At 71.2% G+C, this 16,334-nt stretch carries 13 protein-coding genes and 1 pseudogene; 5 read left to right on the plus strand and 9 right to left on the minus strand.

What is annotated here, in order from left to right:
• The 7 genes and pseudogenes from ACIBQZ_RS20795 to hemL all read right to left on the minus strand — a co-directional run.
• Positions 1 to 96: pseudogene (locus ACIBQZ_RS20795) on the minus strand (pentapeptide repeat-containing protein); the annotation flags it as partial.
• A gap of 724 nt (positions 97 to 820) precedes the next feature.
• Positions 821 to 1,777, minus strand: coding sequence for a c-type cytochrome biogenesis protein CcsB (ccsB, locus tag ACIBQZ_RS20800; protein WP_396090369.1), 957 nt, complete (start codon positions 1,775 to 1,777; stop codon positions 821 to 823).
• Positions 1,777 to 3,399: a cytochrome c biogenesis protein ResB gene (locus tag ACIBQZ_RS20805; RefSeq protein ID WP_396090370.1), complete on the minus strand. Its 1,623-nt coding sequence runs from the start codon at positions 3,397 to 3,399 to the stop codon at positions 1,777 to 1,779. Before ACIBQZ_RS20805 ends, ccsB begins: the two co-directional genes overlap by 1 nt.
• Positions 3,396 to 4,223 carry a cytochrome c biogenesis CcdA family protein gene (locus ACIBQZ_RS20810; protein WP_396090371.1) on the minus strand — a complete coding sequence of 276 codons (828 nt, stop codon included), beginning with the start codon at positions 4,221 to 4,223 and terminating at the stop codon, positions 3,396 to 3,398. The genes ACIBQZ_RS20805 and ACIBQZ_RS20810 overlap by 4 nt, the downstream gene beginning before the upstream one ends.
• Positions 4,223 to 4,789, minus strand: a complete 567-nt coding sequence (locus tag ACIBQZ_RS20815) for a TlpA family protein disulfide reductase (protein ID WP_396090372.1) — start codon at positions 4,787 to 4,789, stop codon at positions 4,223 to 4,225. Before ACIBQZ_RS20815 ends, ACIBQZ_RS20810 begins: the two co-directional genes overlap by 1 nt.
• Positions 4,786 to 5,442 (minus strand): histidine phosphatase family protein, encoded by a 657-nt coding sequence (locus ACIBQZ_RS20820; protein ID WP_396090373.1) that lies wholly within the window; start codon positions 5,440 to 5,442, stop codon positions 4,786 to 4,788. The genes ACIBQZ_RS20815 and ACIBQZ_RS20820 overlap by 4 nt, the downstream gene beginning before the upstream one ends.
• The gene (gene hemL, locus ACIBQZ_RS20825) at positions 5,439 to 6,788 is read right to left on the minus strand and encodes a glutamate-1-semialdehyde 2,1-aminomutase (protein WP_396090374.1); all 1,350 of its coding nucleotides are present in this window, start codon (positions 6,786 to 6,788) and stop codon (positions 5,439 to 5,441) included. The genes ACIBQZ_RS20820 and hemL overlap by 4 nt, the downstream gene beginning before the upstream one ends.
• Before the next feature lie 133 nt (positions 6,789 to 6,921).
• Here hemL and ACIBQZ_RS20830 point away from each other — a divergent pair, with 133 nt between their 5' ends.
• Entirely contained in the window at positions 6,922 to 7,248 is a 327-nt protein-coding gene (locus ACIBQZ_RS20830; RefSeq protein WP_396090375.1) for an STAS domain-containing protein, read from the plus strand.
• A gap of 101 nt (positions 7,249 to 7,349) precedes the next feature.
• Positions 7,350 to 7,949, plus strand: a complete 600-nt coding sequence (locus tag ACIBQZ_RS20835) for an LLM class flavin-dependent oxidoreductase (protein WP_396090376.1) — start codon at positions 7,350 to 7,352, stop codon at positions 7,947 to 7,949.
• On the opposite strand, the gene ACIBQZ_RS20840 is transcribed toward ACIBQZ_RS20835, so the two are convergent.
• Positions 7,946 to 8,494, minus strand: coding sequence for a two-component system response regulator (locus ACIBQZ_RS20840; RefSeq protein WP_396090377.1), 549 nt, complete (start codon positions 8,492 to 8,494; stop codon positions 7,946 to 7,948). The genes ACIBQZ_RS20835 and ACIBQZ_RS20840 overlap by 4 nt on opposite strands.
• A complete protein-coding gene (locus tag ACIBQZ_RS20845; protein WP_396090378.1) occupies positions 8,487 to 12,890 on the minus strand; it encodes a HAMP domain-containing protein in 4,404 nt (1,467 codons plus the stop codon). The genes ACIBQZ_RS20840 and ACIBQZ_RS20845 overlap by 8 nt, the downstream gene beginning before the upstream one ends.
• Positions 12,891 to 13,002: 112 nt before the next feature.
• Between ACIBQZ_RS20845 and ACIBQZ_RS20850 the strand changes: the two genes are divergently transcribed.
• The 3 genes from ACIBQZ_RS20850 (at position 13,003) to ACIBQZ_RS20860 (ending at position 16,306) form a co-directional block, all read left to right on the plus strand.
• On the plus strand, positions 13,003 to 15,012 hold the full coding sequence (locus tag ACIBQZ_RS20850) for a SpoIIE family protein phosphatase (protein ID WP_396090379.1): 2,010 nt from the start codon (positions 13,003 to 13,005) through the stop codon (positions 15,010 to 15,012).
• 33 nt (positions 15,013 to 15,045) lie between these two features.
• Positions 15,046 to 15,621 (plus strand): dihydrofolate reductase family protein, encoded by a 576-nt coding sequence (locus ACIBQZ_RS20855; RefSeq protein ID WP_396090380.1) that lies wholly within the window; start codon positions 15,046 to 15,048, stop codon positions 15,619 to 15,621.
• Positions 15,622 to 15,691: 70 nt separating this feature from the next.
• Positions 15,692 to 16,306, plus strand: coding sequence for a dihydrofolate reductase family protein (locus ACIBQZ_RS20860; RefSeq protein WP_396090381.1), 615 nt, complete (start codon positions 15,692 to 15,694; stop codon positions 16,304 to 16,306).
• Positions 16,307 to 16,334 lie beyond the last annotated feature (28 nt).

Below are 16,334 nucleotides of genomic sequence, written 5' to 3' on the forward strand. Positions count from 1 at the left end.
GGCACGCGCAAGACGGGCACGCGCAAGACGGGCACGCGCAAGACGGGCACGCGCAAGACGGGCACGCGCAAGACGGGCACGCGCAAGACGGGCACGCGCAAGACGGGCACGTCAGAAAGCAGGGCCGCCAGAAGCAGGGGGTGCCGCTTGCGGACACGCCGGACGTGGCCGTCGCGGTGGACGTTGTAGCGCTGCGGTCAGCTCCGCACCTCAACGCGACAAGATCCGGTCGCGGCGGGGCGGGTGCAGCGACTGTTGGTGGACTTCGTGCCGCTGCGGTCAGCTCCGCACCCCTGCGCCACAAGATTCAGGCGACGCAACGCGCCGCGAAGCGAGGCGAAGCGCGGGAGGCGCGGTATGCGCGGCGGGGTCAACGCGGCGCGGGTCGGGTCGGACGCGCGGTGAGGCAAAGCGCGGTGCCGGCAACGCTGCGCGAGGCTGCCGGGCCGGGCGCGGCGGGGCGGCGCGGCGAGACAGGCGCGGCCGGGGCGGGCGCGGCGGGGCGAGACGGGCGAGACGGCGCGGGCGGGCGCGGCGAGACGAGGCGAGAGGTCCACTCGCGGGTATGCCGGACGTAGACCTCGCGGTGGACACATGTGGCGCTGCAATCAGGTCCGCCCCAGCGCCACAAGGTCCAGGCGGTGTGGCGACGCGGCGAGGTGAGGTGCGGGAGCTGTAGACGGCGGAGCGCTCACAGACGCGACAAACGTGGGCATCGAGGTAGACGTTGCTACGCAACGCTCAGGCCCACGACCCCGCAGCTACAAGAACCAGCGGGCAAGCGAATCAGCGAGAGCGACGACCAGGAAAAGTAAGAGCCCTACCCGCCGGCGTTGGCGTAGGAATGCAGCCCCTCGAAGAACAAATTGACCCCGAACAGATTCATCAACATGGTCACGAAACCGATCAGCGCGATCCAGGTCGCCGTGCTCCGCCGCACGCTCGGCGTCGCTCTGGCGTGCAGGTACGCCGCGTAGACCACCCATGAGATGAACGCCCACACCTCCTTGGGGTCCCACCCCCAATACCGCCCCCACGAAGCCTCAGCCCACAACGGCCCAGCGATCAAAGCCCCGAACGTGAACAGCGGGAACGCGAACGCATGCAACCGGAAAGTCAACCGCTCCAGCACCTGCGCCGACGGCACCCTCGCCCCCAGCGTGTACGGGAACGACCGATTGCCCGCGTCATAGCCGGCCCGGACCAGAAACATCGCCGCCGGCACCGCGCCGATCAGGAAGATGCCCGAGGCCACGATGATTGTTGATACGTGCACGATGTACCAGTACGAGTTCAGCGCCGGCACCAGCGGGCCCACCGGGGTGTACGCGATCAGCCCCGCCGCGCCGAGCAGCACCACCAGCGCCAGCGCCGCGAACAGGCCGAGGTGGCGGACGGCTGGTTTGCGGGTCAGGACGCCCAGCCAGACCGCCGAGCCGACGAGCGTCACCGCGAGGATGAACTCGTACATGTTGCCCCAGGGCATCCGGTCCGCCGCGATGCCTCGGGTGACCACCGTGCCCAGGTGCAGTGCGAAGGCCAGCCAGTTGAGGCCCACCGCGATCAGGCCGAGCAGCACCCCGCGGTCGCGTGGCGGCTGCGGCGGGATTTCCGTGGCGTCCGGTGGCACCGGGGCGCCCGCGCCCACGAGCTCGCGGGTGGCTGCGCGGCCGATGTGGCTGCGGTTGCCGAATGCGTACTCGGCGGCGTAGCAGACCATCGCCGCCAGGTAAGCCAGCACGGTGAAGGCCATCAACTGGTCAGACAACTCCGCCACTACGGCGTCCTCTCATCGTCCCGGGCTGCCGCCACGACCTGCTCGAACTCCTCCTGGAAGCCCGGATAGTCGGTGCGCGGCAGGCCGCCGGCCTCCATCAAACTACCGCCGGCGCCCGGTTCCGACTTCTCAGGGGGCGAAACCCGGAACCACACCCGGCGGCGGTGCCCGGCCAGCGACAGCATCAGCCCCAGCAGGCCCAGCACCGCGCCGCCCAGCACCAGCGGCTGGGTGGGGTCGTAGCGGACCGCGAGGGTGGCGAACTGCCGGGTGCCGACGAACTCCAGCTTGGTGCCGTCGTCCAGGGTCCAGGACTCGCCGACTGCGAGCCGCTGCGGGCGTTCCGCGCTGACCTTCTTCAGCTGGCCGTTGGCCAGCTGGGTGCGGTCCAGCGCGTAGATCGAGCCGGGCAGGCCGGCGTCGACGCCGAGGTTGCCCCGGTACGCCGACAGGTACAGCACCGGGTCCCGTTCGGCGGGGAAGATCGAGGTCACGCCGCCCTTCGGGTCCACCGTGGGCAGGAACACGCCCTCGAAGGCGACCTGCAAATCCTCGTCGCGCTTGTTGGTCTTCGGGTCGATGTTGACGTCCGGGAACTGCGCGACGCCCTCGCTGGTCAGCATCTGGTCGCGGGGCAGGAACGGCACGATCTTGGTCTGCTGCGCGCCGAACCGGTCGGTGTAGCGCAGGACCGGCGCGTAGCCGTGGCCGAGCAGGTGCACGTTGGCCTGGGCGAGGCGCAGCGGGTGGTTGACCGTGAACTCGGTCGGGCGCCACGGGCCGTCCTGCTCGGTCTGCACCTCGGCGTCCGCGCCGAACGACTTCGGCTGGCCGTTGCTCTGGTAGCTGGCGTGGAAGTCGGTCAGCCGCAGGCAGAAGAACGGCAGGTCGGCCGCGTCCAGCCGGGGGCCGAGCGAGGACTCGTCGTACTGCGTCACCGAGTTGCAGAAGCCCAGGTCGGTGCCCTGCACCAGGAGGCGGTTGCCGTGCCAGCCGTACCAGTGCCCGAAGCCCACCCCGATCAGCACCGCGAGCAGGGCGAAGTGGAAGAGCAGGTTGCCGGTCTCCTTGAGGAAACCCTTCTCGGCCGCGACCGTCCAGGTGCCGTCCGGCTGCTCGCGCACGACGGTGCGGAAGCGGCGGCGGCGCAGGCCGGCCGCGACGGTCGCGGCCGTGCCGGCCGGATCGCCGGGTCGCTGCTCTGCCGCCGCGTGCTGCGGCAGTCGCTCCAGCCGGCGAGGAGCGTCCGGGGGTACGGTGCGCAGCGCGCGGAAGTGGTCCAGCAGCCGCGGCACCACGCAGCCCACCAGCGAGGTGAACAGCAGCAGGTAGATCGACGCGAACCAGGGCGACGCGTACACGTCGAACCCGCCCAGCCGGTCCAGGAACGGCGCCAGGTCGGGGTGGTCGCGGAAGTAGCCGGCGACGTTCTCGACGTTGACCGCGCGCTGCGGCAGCACCGAGCCCGGGATCGCCGCCACGGCCAGCAGGAACAGCAGCACCAGCGCGGTCCGCATGCTGGTGAGCTGGCGCCAGGAGTTGCGCAGCAGCGCCCGGAGCCGGTGGGGCCGGCGCGGCGGTGGCTCGGCCGCGGGCGTCGGGCGTTCCTCGACGACGGTCACAGCAGCGTCCCCGCGTCGTAGTTGAAGGTGGTCACCAGCCAGATCAGGAAGTCGTTCCAGCCGCCGGTGACCAGCGCCAGCCCGACCGCGATGAGCAGCACGCCGCCGATCCGGGTCACCCACCGGCTGTTGCGGCGGACCGCCTTGAAGACCCCGAGCAGCCGCCGGAAGAAGAGTCCGAACAGCACGAACGGCACCCCCAGCCCGAGGCTGTAGGCCAGCGCCAGCACCACCGCGCGGTCGGTCTGCCCGCTGGTGGTGGCCAGGCCGAGGACCGCGCCGAGGGTGGGCCCGGTGCAGGGCAGCCAGGAGAGCCCGAACAGCGCGCCCAGGATCGGCGCTCCGGCCAGGCCCGCGTTGGGCAGCCAGGAGATCCGGGCCTGGCCCTGCATGCCGGGGACCAGGCCGAGGAACATCAGGCCGAGCCCGATGATCAGCACGCCGAGCACGATGTTGAGGGTGCGCTCGTGGGTCTTGAGCGCCAGCCCGATGTTGGCGACCAGCGTGGCCAGCAGCATGAAGACCACGGAGAAACCGACGACGAACAGCACCGTCCCGGCCAGCACCCGGCCCCGGCCGCCGGCCCGGGTCTGCGGCTCCCGGGTCCGCACCGCCACGGATCCGCCGGCGGGCTCGTCCTTCGGCCGCACCCCCAGCGCGGCGTCCAGGTCGGCGCCGGCCAGGCCGGTCACGTACGAGAGGTAGCCGGGCATCAGCGGCAGCACGCAGGGCGACAGGAAGCTGACCACCCCGGCGATCAGGGCGGCACCGATCGCCAGCAGCAGCGGGCCGGTGCTGGCCGCGTCGGCGAAGGTCGCGCCCATCAGGCCGGGGTCTCCGCGGCGATCCGCTCGACCAGCGGGCGGAGCAGGTCGACCGTGACGGGCTTGCGCACGGCCGCGGCGATCCGGCCCTGCCGGTCCAGCACCAGCGTCGACGGGGTGGCGACCTGGGTGACGTCGAACTTGAGCGCGACGCTGCCGTCGTGGTCGAAGATGCTCGGGTAGGTCACCCCGAAGCCCCGCTCGAACGCCTTGGCGGCGTCCCGGTCGTCGCGCGAGTTGACCCCGACGAAGGCCACCTGCTGCGCCTTGGTCGCCTGGTACGTCTGCTCCAGGTCGTCCGCCTCGGCCCGGCACGGGTTGCACCAGGAGCCCCAGAAGTTGACCACGACGACCTTGCCGCGGTCCTGGGTGACGTCGTAGTCGCCGCCGTCGAGCAGCTCACCGGTGACCGCGCGGGCCTCGGGGCGCTGGTCGGTGCTGCACTCGATGACGCCGTCGGCGTTTGTCGAGCACGCCTTTTCCCAGCTCTCGCCCCCGCAGCCGGTCAGGGCGCCGGCGGCCACCATGGCGGCGACGACGACTGCGGGAAGCCGGCGCACGGTCACGCCCCCTTGGCCGTCCGGGCGCCGGGTGACATGGCCACCAGCGCGGCGGCGGGCTCCGCATACTCGATGCCCACGATCTTGGCGTCCTCGAAGACGAACGAGGTCAGGCTGGCCAGCCCGCACTGCCGGCGGCGCGGGTCGTGCCAGAGGCGCTTCTTCTCCACGTAGCGGCGCAGGGTCCAGATGGGCAGCTGGTGCGAGACGCAGACCGCCTCGTGACCCTCGGCGGCGACCCGGGCGGCCTGCACCGCGGCGAACATCCGCTGCGCGATCACCAGGTACGCCTCGCCCCAGGACGGGGTGATCGGGTCACGCAGCACCCACCAGTTGCGCGGGTTGGAGAACGCGCCGTCGCCGACCGACACCTTCTTGCCCTCGAAGAAGTTCGCGCTCTCGATCAGCCGGGTGTCGGTGGCCGTCTCCAGCTTGAAGTGGGCGGCGAACGGCTCGGCCGTCTCCTGCGCGCGCTCCAGCGGGCTCGCCACCACGTGCGTGACGTCCCGGTCGGCGAGTGCCTCGGTGGCCGCCTTCGCCATCTGCCGGCCCAGCTCGGAGAGGTGGAAATCGGGCAGGCGACCGTACAGGATCTTGCCCGGGTTGTAGACCTCGCCGTGCCGCAGCACGTGCACCGTGGTCCGGGTCGGCTCGCTCAAGGTGTTGCTCCCCCCGCTGCGGCGGCCGCGCGCGCTGCCGCCGGCAGCGCCGCGCCGATCTGCTCCAACGCGGCGTCGTTCAGCGCCGCCGACACGAACCAGGACTCGAACGCGCTCGGCGGCAGATATACCCCGCGGGACAGCATCGCGTGGAAGAACGCCTTGAACGCGCCCGCGTCCTGGGTCTTCGCCGAGTCGTAGTCGACGACCTCGACGTCCGTGAAGAAGATCGAGAACATGTTGCCGGCGAAGGAGAGCCGGTGCGGGACGCCCGCGGTGTTCAGCGCGTCCGAGGCGAGCGCGCCCACCGTCGCGGAGAGCTCGTCGAGCCGCTTGTAGACGGCGTCGTCGGCCAGCCGCAGGCTGGTCAGCCCGGCCGCGCAGGCCAGCGGGTTGCCGGAGAGCGTGCCGGCCTGGTAGACCGGCCCAGCCGGGGCCAGCCGGGACATGATCTCGGTGCGGCCGCCGAAGGCCGCGGCGGGCAGCCCACCACCCATGACCTTGCCGTACGTGAACAGGTCGGCGTCCGCCGGATCGAGCTCGTGCCAGCCACCCGGAGCCACCCGGAAGCCGGTCATCACCTCGTCGACGATGAGCAGCGCGCCATTCGCGTGGGCCAGCTCGGCCAGCCGCCGGTTGAAGCCCTCGCGCGGCGCGATCACGCCCATGTTGCCGGCCGCGGCCTCGGTGATGATCGCGGCGATGTCGTTGTTGTCGCGGAAGACCGCCTCGACCGCCGCGATGTCGTTGTAGGGCAGCACGATGGTCTCGCTGGCCGCCGCACCGGTGACCCCGGGCGAGTCCGGCAGGCCCAGGGTGGCGACGCCGGAGCCGGCCGCGGCCAGCAGCGCGTCGACGTGGCCGTGGTAGCAGCCGGCGAACTTCACGATCTTGCTGCGCCCGGTGAAGCCGCGGGCCAGCCGGATCGCGGTCATGGTCGCCTCGGTGCCCGAGCTGACCAGGCGCACCTGCTCGACCGGGGTGCGCCGGACGATCTCCTCGGCCAGCTCCACCTCGCCCTCGGTCGGGGTGCCGAAGCTGGTGCCGAGCGCGGCGGCGGCCTGCACCGCGGCGACGATCGCCGGATGGGCGTGCCCGTGGATCAGCGGACCCCACGAGCAGACCAGGTCCACGTAGCGGCGCCCGTCGGCGTCGACCATCCACGGACCCTCGCCACGCACCATGAACCGGGGCGTACCGCCCACGGACTTGAACGCACGCACGGGTGAATTGACCCCGCCGGGCACGATGCCGATGGCGCGGTCGAACAGGGCCTGGGAGACCGGGGCCTCGTCCGGGTACGGACTGCCCGCGGCGCGGTATGAGGTGGTCACGGCGATTCCCATTCTGTCAGCGCCGGCCGCCGGCTGCCCTGGCAGCCCCGCAGGCGCGTTGTACAGGTCACGATCGGTGGGTCGGTACGGGTGGATGAACCATGCCCAACAGGCTGGATTCCCTCGCCCGCGATACGCTGACCCGGTGGAGCGACCGGAGCTGTCCATCGCGGTTGAGCAAACCCCCGACGAGGTTGTCTTCCACCTCGCCGGCGAGATCGACGTGCTCACGGTCACCAAATTGTCGGCCATGGTGAACGAAACTCTGCTGGAACCACCCTCCCGGATCGTGCTCGACATGTCCGGCGTGACGTTCTGCGACTCGCAGGGTCTGGGCACCCTGGTGGTGCTCTCCCGTAAGGCCCAGCATGCCCGCGCGGTGCTGGCCCTGGCCAACGTCGGCGACTTCCTGCTCCGCGTGCTGGACATCACCGGCCTGCGCAGCGCCCTGATGATCTCGAGTTCTACCTGACAACTTCCTGTCGGCTCCCGGCCGGGCTACGTTGCCGGGCGTAGCCGCGGAGCCGCTCCCGGGATGACGACACCGCCCGCGGCCGGCGGCAGCCTGACGCCATGACATTTCGATTCGGCGTGGTGGCGGCAACGGCCCGGACCGGCGCGGAGTGGGTCGGCATCGCGCAACAGGCGGAAGAGCTCGGCTACGACATCCTGCTCGTGCCCGACGGCGTGCAGACCCTGTCGCCGTTCGCGGCCCTGGCCTCGGCGGCGGCGCGCACCAGCACGCTGCGGCTGGGCACGTACGTGCTCAGCGCGCCGAACCGCACGCCGGGCCTGGTCGCGTGGGAGACCCGGAGCCTGCAACTGCTCAGCGGCGGCCGCTTCGAGCTGGGCCTCGGGGGCGGACGTCCGGGCGCCGAGCAGGACGCGGCAACGCTGGGTGCGCCGTTCGGCACGCCGGGCGAGCGGCTGCGGCGGGTGGCGGACACCATCCGGGCCGTCCGGGAAGGCCCGGACAGCACGCCGATCCTGGTGGCGGCCGCCAAGCCGGGGATGCTCCGGCTGGCCGCCGAACAGGCCGACATCGTGGCCATGGGGCTGCCGCCACAGTCGACGGAACAGGACCTGGCCGAGATGGTGGGGCGGCTGCGCGCGCACGGCGGCTCGCCGGAGGTGCGCTTCGCCCCGGTGATCGCCGAGCTGCGCCAGGGTTAGTTGCCCCAGCGGGCCTTCTCGAGCAGCTCCAGCGCCTCGCCGGCGGCCTCGTCGCCGCCGGCTCGCAGCGCCCGGGCCGCTTCGTCGACCAGGTCGGTCAGGCGCTGCCACTGCGCGTCCCGCTCCCGGCTGGCCTCCGCCTGCGCCTTGAGCTGCTGGGTCTTGGTCCACAGCTCGACGAAGATGGACACCTTGGCCCGCAGCACCCACGGGTCGAACGGCTTGGTCAGGTAGTCCACCGCGCCCACCGCATACCCGCGCAGCGCCAGCTGGGCGTCGCGGTCGGCCGCCGTCAGGAACAGGATCGGCACGTGCCGGGTGCGTTCCCGGCGCTTGATGTGCCCGGCCGTCTCGAACCCGTCCATGTTGGGCATCTGGGCGTCCAGCAGGATCACCGCGAAGTCGTCCGTGAGCAGCTGCTTGAGGGCTGCCTCGCCGCTCTCCACCGCGACCGCCTGCACCGGCAGACCCTGCAGGATCGCCTCCAGGGCCAGCAGGTTGTCGCGCCGGTCATCGACCAGCAGCGCCTTCGCCCGCTCAGCCATTCTCGGTCTCCGTCCCGGCAGTGTCGGACGCGTTCACCCATCGGGCCATCAGCTCGATCAGCTCGTCCAGGTCGACGGGCTTGGTGATGTAGTCGCTCGCGCCCGCCGCGAGCGCCGACTCCCGGTCGCCGGGCATCGCCTTCGCTGTCAGGAACACTACCGGTAGGTCCGCGAAGCGCTGATTGCGGCGGATTCCGCGGGTTGTCTCGTAGCCGTCCTGCTCCGGCATCATCGCGTCCATCAGCACGATGTCGACCTCCGGGTGCTCGGCCAGCAGCCGCACCCCGTCCACGCCGTTGTCGGAGTACAGGACGTTCAGGCCGTGCATCTCCAGGGCGCTGGTGAGCGCGAAGACGTTGCGCACGTCGTCGTCGACGATCAGCACCGTGGCGCCGTCGAGCTGCCGGCTGGCCGGGCTGACCGTGTGCGTCTCCAGCTCCGGGCGGGCCGTGATCAGCGGCAGGTCCAGCGAGGACAGCGCCCGGCGCGGCTGGCCGGCCGAGCTCGACGACGAGAGCTGGGGCAGCGACGGCGCCGGGATGGTGTCGCCGACCAGCGCGTCCGGCATGTAGAGCGTGAAGGTCGAGCCCTCGCCGGGCACCGAGGAGACGACGATCGTGCCGCCGAGCAGCGCCGCGAACTCCCGGCTGATCGACAGGCCCAGGCCGGTGCCGCCGTACTTGCGGCTGGTGGTGCCGTCCGCCTGCTGGAACGCCTCGAAGATCAGGCTGAGCTTCTCGTCGGAGATGCCGATCCCGGTGTCGGTGACCGCGAACGCCACCACCTGCCGGGCCGCGGCCAGCGCCGGGATGTCGAAGTCGGTGCCGGCCGGCGCCGGGTGGATGCTCAGCGTCACCGAGCCGTTGTCGGTGAACTTGACCGCGTTGGAGAGCAGGTTGCGCAGGATCTGCTGGAGCCGCTGGGCGTCGGTGACGATCGACTCCGGCAGGTCGGCCGAGACGTCCACCCGGAACTCCAGGCCCTTCTCGTCGGCCTGCGGGGCGAAGGCCTGCTCGACGTAGCTGCGGACGCCGTCGAAGTCGACCTGGTCCGGCTCGACGTCCATCCGGCCGGCCTCGATCTTGCTGAGGTCGAGGATGTCGTCGATCAGCGACAGCAGGTCCGAGCCGGCGCTGTGGATGGTCCGGGCGAACTCGATCTGCTTCTCGGTCAGGTTGTGCTCGGGGTTGTCGGCGAGCAGCCGGGCCAGCAGCAGCAGCGAGTTGAGCGGGGTCCGCAGCTCGTGGCTCATGTTCGCGAGGAACTCGGTCTTGTAGGCCGAGGCCCGGGACAGCTGCTGCGCCTTCTCCTCCAGGCCGAGGCGGGCCAGCTCGATCTCCCGGTTCTTCGTCTCGATGTTGCCCTTCTGCTCGCTGAGCAGCTGCGCCTTGTCCTCCAGCTCGGCGTTGGTGCGCTGCAGCTCGGCCGACTGGTCCTGCATCTCGCGGGCCAGCCGCTGCGACTGCGCGAGCAACTCCTCGGTGCGCCGGTTGGCCTGGATGGTGTTGAGCGCGACGCCGATGGCCGCCACCAGGCGCTCCAGGAAGGTCAGGTGCAACCCGGAGAACGCGGCCACCGAGGCGAACTCGATCACGCCGAGCATCTCGCCCTCGAACAGCACCGGCAGCACGACCAGGTCGTTCGGCGGCATCGACATGAGACCCGAGCGCATCGTCAGGATGCCGTCGTGGGTCGCCCGGACCCGGATCGTACGGCGGGAGACCGCGGCCTGGCCGACAAGTCCCTCACCGGGCCCGAAGGTCACCTCATGGTTGCGGGCGACATAGCCGTACGAGGCGGCCAGCCGCAGGCGCATCACGGCCTCCTCGTGGTCGACCATGAAGAACGCGCCGAGCTGCGCGTCCACCAGCGGCGTCACCTCGGTCATGATCATGCGGCAGACCTCGTCGAGATCCCGCTGGCCCTGCAGCAGGCCGCCGATCCGGGCCAGGTTGGAGTCCAGCCAGCCCTGCTCGGCGTTCGCCTTGGTGGTCTCCCGCAGCGTCACGATCATCTGGTTGATGTTGTCCTTGAGCTCGGCGACCTCACCCTGGGCCTCGACGGCCACGCTCTGGGTCAGGTCACCGCGGGTCACCGACGTGGACACCTCGGCGATGGCGCGCAGCTGGGTGGTCAGCGTGGAGGCGAGCTGGTTGACGTTGTCGGTGAGGTCGCGCCACGTACCGGAAACGCCCTTGACCTCGGCCTGACCGCCCAGCTTGCCCTCGATGCCGACCTCGCGGCCGACCCGGGTGACCTCGTTGGCGAACGAGGAGAGCTGGTCGACCATCGTGTTGACGGTGTCCTTGAGCTCGAGGATCTCGCCGCGCGCGTCGACCGTGATCTTCTGCGACATGTCGCCCTTGGCCACGGCCGTGGTGACCGAGGCGATGTTGCGGACCTGGGCGGTCAGGTTCGACGCCATGTAGTTCACGTTGTCGGTCAGGTCGCGCCAGGTGCCGGCCACGCCGCGCACCTGCGCCTGGCCGCCGAGCTTGCCCTCCGAGCCCACCTCGCGGGCCACCCGGGTCACCTCGTCGGCGAACGAGGACAGCTGGTCCACCATCGTGTTCACGGTCGACTTCAGCTCCAGGATCTCGCCCTGGGCGTCCACCGTGATCTTCTGCGACAGGTCACCGCGGGCGACCGCGGTGGACACCTGGGCGATGTTGCGGACCTGGGCGGTCAGGTTCGACGCCATCGAGTTGACGTTGTCGGTCAGGTCGCGCCAGGTGCCGGCCACGCCGCGCACCTGCGCCTGGCCGCCGAGCTTGCCCTCGGTGCCGACCTCGCGGGCCACCCGGGTCACCTCGTCGGCGAACGAGGACAGCTGGTCCACCATCGTGTTGACCGTGGACTTCAGCTCCAGGATCTCGCCGCGGGCATCCACCGTGATCTTCTGGCCCAGGTCGCCCTTGGCCACGGCGGTGGTGACCGAGGCGATGTTGCGGACCTGGCTGGTCAGGTTGGAGGCCATGTAGTTCACGTTGTCGGTGAGGTCGCGCCACGTACCGGAGACGCCCTTGACCTCGGCCTGACCGCCGAGCTTGCCCTCCGAGCCCACCTCGCGGGCCACCCGGGTCACCTCGTCGGCGAACGACGACAGCTGGTCCACCATCGTGTTCACGGTGTTCTTCAGCTCGGCGATCTCACCCCGGGCGTCCACCGTGATCTTCTGCGACAGGTCGCCCTTCGCCACCGCCGTGGAGACCTGGGAGATGTTGCGGACCTGGTCGGTGAGGTTGGCGGCGAGCTGGTTGACGTTCTCGGTGAGGTCGCGCCAGGTGCCGGAGACGCCGCGGACCTGGGCCTGGCCGCCGAGCCGGCCGTCGGTGCCGACCTCGCGCGCCACCCGGGTCACCTCGTCGGCGAACGACGACAGCTGGTCCACCATCGTGTTCACGGTGTCCTTCAGCTCGAGGATCTCGCCCTGCGCGGCCACGGTGATCTTCTGCGACAGGTCGCCCTTCGCCACCGCGGTGGAGACCTGGGCGATGTTGCGGACCTGGCTGGTCAGGTTGGAGGCCATCGAGTTCACCGAGTCGGTGAGGTCCTTCCAGGTGCCGGCCACGTTCGGCACCTCGGCCTGGCCGCCGAGCTTGCCCTCGGTGCCGACCTCGCGGGCCACCCGGGTCACCTGCTCGGCGAAGAGCCGCAGGGTGTCGGTGAGGCCGTTCATGGTGTCGGCCAGCTCGGCCACCTCGCCGCGGGCCGAGACGGTGATCTTCTGCGACAGGTCGCCGCGGGCCATCGCGGTCGCCACCTGCGAGATCGAGCGCACCTGGTGGGTCAGGTTCGACGCCATTGTGTTGACCGAGTCGGTCAGGTCCTTCCAGGTGCCGGCCACGCCGCGGACGTCGGCCTGGCCACCGAGCTCACCCTGGGTGCCGACCTCGCGGGCCACCCGGGTCACCTCGTCGGCGAACGAGGACAGCTGGTCCACCATCGTGTTGACGACCCGGCCGATCCGCAGGAATTCACCCCGCAGGGGTCGGCCGTCCATCTCGAGTGCCATGTGCTGCGACAGGTCACCGTCGGCCACCGCCACGATGACCCGGGAGATCTCCGTCGTCGGCCGGCCCAGGTCGTCGATCAGCGAGTTCACCGACCGGGCGCTGTCCGCCCAGGCGCCGTCCAGGCCCTCCTCGTCGAGGCGCTCGGTCAGCCGGCCGTCCCGGCCGACGATCCGGCTGATCCGGCGCACCTCCAGGTTCTGCCGCTCCTGCAACGACACGACCTCGTTGAACGCGTCCGCGACCTCGCCGGCGACGCCGCTGCGCCGGGGCAGGCGGACCTTGAGGTCGCCTCGGCTGACCCGGCGTAGCGCCTCCGCGAGCTCGACGAGTACGGCGGTCTCGTCGGGCACGCCGACATTGACCTGGTGGGTCGCAGTCATGCTGTCCTCACTCGCTGTCCAACGGGTTGGGGCGCTCCATCATCCCCCGCCCGGGCAGTTCGGCGCGAGGTGCGGCTTTGTGCATCGCCCGTCGGCGGGAGAGGATGCAGACGTGTCGGTAGAGGCGGGACGAATCGCGGCAGCTCTCGTACGCCGGGTCCGGCTGCCCAACGACCGGCGTACGCCCGCCGCGGCGCGCGCCCTGGTCCGCTCGGTGATCGAGGAATCCGGGCTGGATTCCCTGGTCAACGAGGCGCTGCTGCTGACCACCGAGCTCTCCACGAACGCGGTCGTGCACGCCGGCACGGAGCTGGACATCGAGGTCGAGGCCGACCCGGCCGGCCTCACGGTCACGGTGACCGACTTCGCCCCGGGCCCGGTCGAGCAGCTGGCCGTCGGCCCGAAGAACGAGCAGTCGGACATCGGCGAGGTCGCGGAGCGTGGTCGCGGGCTGCTGCTCGTGGATCACTTCGCGAGCCGCTGGGGCACCGTGCACCAGGGCCCCGGCAAGGGCGTCTGGTTCCGGCTGGAGCACAAGGGCGACGCCGGCGACGGCATCCCGACCGCCGAGGACGAGGCCGCGCCCACCGTCGGCGAGCTGACCATGCTGCTCCAGGTCAGCCCCGAACGGCACACCGACGACAGCCTGGCCGAGTTCGCCGCCGAGTTGCTCTCCCGGCTCTCCCGGCTCACCGGCGCGACCGGCGGCGTGGTCCGGCTGGACCGGGGCGACGGTGGCGGCCGGCAACTGCTGGCGCGGCACGGGCGGCCGCCCCGGGACGACGCCGAGACGATCCGGGTGCCCCTGTCGGTGCAGCGGCCGTACTCGGGTGAGCTGGAACTGGACGCCTCCCCGGTCGGGTACGCCCAGCCGCTGGCCACGATCGTCGCCGAGCGGTTCTCGCTGCACCTGGAGAACGACCGGCTGCGCCGTACCGACCTGCGCCGGCAGACCTGGCTGACCTTCCTGGCCGAGGCCAGCGAGCTGCTCGCCCAGTCCCTCGACGTCAACCTGACGATGGCGCTCATCCCGCAGCTGGTGGTGCCCCGGCTGGGCCAGTGGTGCGCGGTGCACACCACGGACGCCTGGGGGCGGTTGCAGCTGGCCGCGGCCACCCATGCCGACGAGGCCGCCGTGCCGCAGCTGCACGCGGCCCTCGCCGAGGCGGGACCGGATTCGATCCTGGCCCGGCTCGAGGAGGCGTCCCGGCTGGGCCAGCAGGTCATGTTCGGCACGCCCCCGGAGGGTTTCGCGGTGCCCCTGGTCGCCCGTGGCCAGCGGCTGGGCACTCTGGCGGTGGGCCGGCTCCAGCGGCACCGGCACGACGGCGACGAGGTGGCGGTGCTGGAGGACGTGGCCCGCCGGGCGGCGCTGGCCATCGACAACGCCCGGATCCACGACGAGCGTCACAAGGTCGCCCGCACCCTGCAGGCCTCGCTGCTGCCCCCGGCGCTGCCGCACGTGCCGGGCATCGGCTTCGCCGCGGAGTACGTGCCGACCGGCTCCGAGGTCGGCGGCGACTTCTACGACGTGGTCCCGGCCGGCGACGACAGCTGGCTGGTGGTCGTGGGCGACGTCTCCGGCAAGGGCGTCCAGGCCGCGACGGTGACCGGCCTGGTCCGCGACGTGATCCGGATCCTGGTCGACGACGGCAAGCCGATGACCGAGATCCTCTGCCGGGTCAACCGCACGCTGGTCCAGCGGGGCGGCGGCCGCTATTGCACGCTGGCCATGGCCTCGGTGGTCCGCTCCGGCACCAACCTCGAGGTCTGCCTGCACCTGGCGGGCCACGACCGGTCGGTGCTGGTCCGCGCGGACGGCAAGACCTCCTTCGTCGGCGAGGGCGGCACGGCCCTCGGCCTGCTGGAGACGATCACCTCGCCGGACGTCACCGTCACGCTGAACCCGGGCGACTCGCTGATCTTCTACACCGACGGCGTGACAGAGCGCCGCCGCGGCCGTGAGCTGTTCGGCACCAACCGGCTGCGCGACGCGGCGATCCCGCTGGCGGGCTATCCGGCGGACGTGATGGCGGCCCGGCTGCGCTCGACGACGATCAACTTCTCGGTCGAGGAGCCCCGCGACGACATCGCGATCCTGGTGCTGCGCAACGACGCCTGATTTTTGTCGTACCGCTGCGGCAGAGTAGAAGCCGTGCCGAAGACACAGTTCTACACCGCTACCAGCATCGACGGTTTCATCGCCGATGCCGACAATTCGCTCGACTGGCTGTTCGAGGCCGACAAGGGCGGCGACCACGAGGCGGCCAACCCGTTCGCCGCCTTCTTCGCCGAGGTGGGCGCGTTCGCGATGGGCGCCACGACCTACGAGTGGGTCCTGGAGCACGACGCGCTCCTCGAAGAGCCGGTGAAGTGGGCCGACTACTACGGCGACACCCCGGCCTGGGTGTTCAGCCACCGGTCGCTCGCGGCCATCCCGGGTGCCAACCTGACCTTCGTGCAGGGTGACGTCCGCCCGGTGCACGCGGCGATGGTCGAGGCCGCCCGGGGCAGGAACATCTGGATCGTCGGCGGAGGCGAGCTGGCCGGGGCCTTCGCGGACGCCGGGCTGCTCGACGAGCTGATCCTGGGGGTGGCACCGGTGACGCTCGGAGCGGGCGCGCCGCTCCTGCCGCGCCGGATGACCTCGCAGCGGCTCAAGCTGACCGGGATGGAGCAGAAGGGGGGATTCGCCTATCTGACCTATCGGGTGGGCGCACCACCGGCCTGACCACGCTTGCGCCGGGACGAGCGTGCCGGAATTGGACTTTTTGCCGGCTGCGCCGTGGCATCGTGTGGTCGTGGCAAAGACGCAGTACTACACCGCGACCAGCATCGACGGCTACACCGCCGACCTGGACAATTCGCTCGACTGGCTGTTCGAGGTCGACGAGGGCACGGACAACCCGTTCGGCGCGTTCTTCTCGGGCGTCGGCGCCTTCACGATGGGCGCGGCCACATACGAATGGGTGCTGAAGAACGACAACGTGCTGGAAGAGCCGGAAAACTGGCACGAGATGTACGGCGACGTGCCGTGCTGGGTCTTCACCCACCGCGAGCTGCCCCCGGTCCCGGACGCCAACGTCTTCATGGTCAGCGGCGACGTGCAGCGGGTGCACGAGGCGATGATGGTGGCCGCCCAGGGCCGCAACGTCTGGCTGGCGGGCGGCGGCGACCTGGTGGGCGAGTTCGCGGACGCGGGCCTGCTCGACGAGATCATCCTGGCGATGGCGCCGACGGTGCTGGGCGCAGGCACGCCGCTGCTCCCCCGGCGGCTGACCTCGCAGCAGCTGGCGCTGACGCACGTGGCGCAGATGGGGCAGTTCGCCTATCTGACCTACGCGGTGGGCTCGCTGGCCAAGCTGGGCCGGCACCTGGCCGCGGACGCGCTGGCCCGCGAGCACGCCGTCCGCTGATCCCCAGCCGGCACCGCCCCGACCGACC

This window comes from Actinoplanes sp. NPDC049599 (assembly GCF_044465625.1).
In the GTDB taxonomy this organism is placed as follows: Bacteria; Actinomycetota; Actinomycetes; order Mycobacteriales; family Micromonosporaceae; genus Actinoplanes.

Bases quoted from the DNA above. Each gene is read 5' to 3' on its own strand.
- ACIBQZ_RS20810 (WP_396090371.1), bottom strand. From the start codon at position 4,223: ATGGGCGCGACCTTCGCCGACGCGGCCAGCACCGGCCCGCTGCTGCTG.
- ACIBQZ_RS20835 (WP_396090376.1), top strand. From the start codon at position 7,350: ATGACATTTCGATTCGGCGTGGTGGCGGCAACGGCCCGGACCGGCGCG.
- ACIBQZ_RS20845 (WP_396090378.1), bottom strand. From the start codon at position 12,890: ATGACTGCGACCCACCAGGTCAATGTCGGCGTGCCCGACGAGACCGCC.
- ACIBQZ_RS20840 (WP_396090377.1), bottom strand. From the start codon at position 8,494: ATGGCTGAGCGGGCGAAGGCGCTGCTGGTCGATGACCGGCGCGACAAC.
- hemL (WP_396090374.1), bottom strand. From the start codon at position 6,788: ATGGGAATCGCCGTGACCACCTCATACCGCGCCGCGGGCAGTCCGTAC.